This window comes from Elstera litoralis, assembly GCF_000963705.1.
GTDB classification, from domain to species: domain Bacteria; phylum Pseudomonadota; class Alphaproteobacteria; order Elsterales; family Elsteraceae; genus Elstera; species Elstera litoralis.
Genome location: NZ_LAJY01000696.1, coordinates 1 through 1,764, shown reverse-complemented (window position 1 = coordinate 1,764; position 1,764 = coordinate 1). Strand labels below are relative to the sequence as shown.

At 60.8% G+C, this 1,764-nt stretch carries 2 protein-coding genes; both read left to right on the top strand.

Annotated elements, in window-relative coordinates; genetic code table 11:
- Positions 1-1,010: phosphoglycerate dehydrogenase (serA, locus tag VZ95_RS19075; RefSeq protein WP_045777272.1), on the top strand; the 1,010-nt coding region annotated here is incomplete at its 5' end.
- A gap of 69 nt (positions 1,011-1,079) precedes the next feature.
- On the top strand, positions 1,080-1,598 hold the full coding sequence (locus VZ95_RS19070) for a sigma-70 family RNA polymerase sigma factor (protein ID WP_045777271.1): 519 nt from the start codon (positions 1,080-1,082) through the stop codon (positions 1,596-1,598).
- Positions 1,599-1,764 lie beyond the last annotated feature (166 nt).

The window sequence follows — 1,764 nt, the reverse complement described above, 5'->3', positions numbered from 1 at the left end:
TCGTCGGGATCGGCTGTTTCTGCATCGGCACCAATCAGGTGGCTTTGAATGCGGCGCGCACGGCCGGGATTCCAGTGTTCAATGCGCCCTATTCCAATACCCGCTCGGTCGCGGAACTGGTGATCGGCGAAATCATTATGCTGCTGCGCCGTATTCCGGAAAAATCGCGCGCCTGCCACGATGGGCTTTGGGATAAATCGGCGAAAAACTCCTTCGAGTTGCGCGGAAAAATCCTCGGCCTCGTCGGTTACGGGCATATCGGCTCCCAGCTTTCGGTTCTGGCGGAAGCGATGGGCATGCAGGTGCGTTTCTTCGATACCGAAAAGAAGCTGGCGCTGGGCAACGCCCGCCCCTGCAATTCGCTGGAAGAACTGCTGGGCGTATCGGATGTCGTCAGCCTGCACGTCCCCTCCACCCCGCAGACCAAGAATATGTTCGGCACGGCGCAGGTACGGGCGATGAAGCCGGGCTCCTACCTCATCAATGCGTCGCGCGGCAGCGTTGTTGATCTCGACGCCTTGGCTGAAGGGCTGAAGAGCGGGCATGTGTTGGGTGCCGCCATCGACGTCTTCCCGAAGGAGCCCGCCACCAACGATGAGGAATTCATCAGCCCCTTACGCGGCCTCGATAATGTCATTCTCACCCCGCATATCGGCGGTTCGACAATGGAAGCCCAGGCCAATATCGGCCTCGAAGTCGCCGAGAAGCTGATTAAATATTCGGACAATGGCTCCACCGTAGGCGCGGTCAATTTCGTCGAAGTCTCGCTGCCGGTCAAAGCGGGCGGCAATCGGCGCTTCCTGCATATTCACGCCAATGTGCCGGGGGTGATGCGGCGGGTGAATGAAATCTTCTCCCAAAGCCAGCTCAATATCACCGCCCAATATCTGCAAACCGATCCCGAAGTCGGCTTCGTCGTGATCGATGTGGACGGCGACGTGGATGAAGCCGCCGTTCTACAAGAGTTGCAGGCGATTGACGGGACGATCCGGGCGCGCTTCCTGTATTAGCGTTTTTTTACGGGTGCGGGGATACCGCGCAGGCTTGTCCGCCTATAGGAGATCAGAGAGGATTTCCGGGTGAGCCTGCGCAAGACCGAGTTGGATGCTGATTTCGACCAAGCCGCCCTGGTGGCCGGGGAAGAAAAAGCCTGGGGCCGCTTCATCGCGCGCTTTACCCGCGTCGTCGCCTCGGCCATTCGCACCGTGCCGGGCGTCGGCGTTCCGGGGCGGGGTGAATCGAGCGATCTGGTGCAGGATGTGTTCGTCAAGCTGCTGGCCGACGAGCGCCGTTTGCTGAAAGCCTATGACCCGGCGCGCGCCGCCCCCGCAACTTGGCTGACCATCGTCGCCCGCTCGATAGCCCGCGACCGCTTGCGCGCCAAACAGCTCCCCGGCGTTCCCATCGAGGATGTGCCGGAGGCGGCTTTTGCCACCGACCCTGTCATGCCCGCCGAGAAGATCGAGATTCCGCCGGGGCTGCTGTCGCCCCGCCAGGAACTGATTCTCAGCCTGCTCTACGATCAAGATATGGATGTGGCCGATGCGGCGGCCTTTTTTGAAGATCGAAGCGCAAACCGTGCGTTCCATGCACCATAAGGCGCTGATTAAGCTTCGTGCCCATTTTGCGCCCCCCACGACCGGGGATGCTTCGCCCACCCCGTCCCTATTACGGGATAGGAGATAGTGCCATGACCGTGACCCAGCCCCCGCCGCCGCCCAATCCGTCCAGGCTGACGACGCCCGTGAATTGTGGCGAAACTAT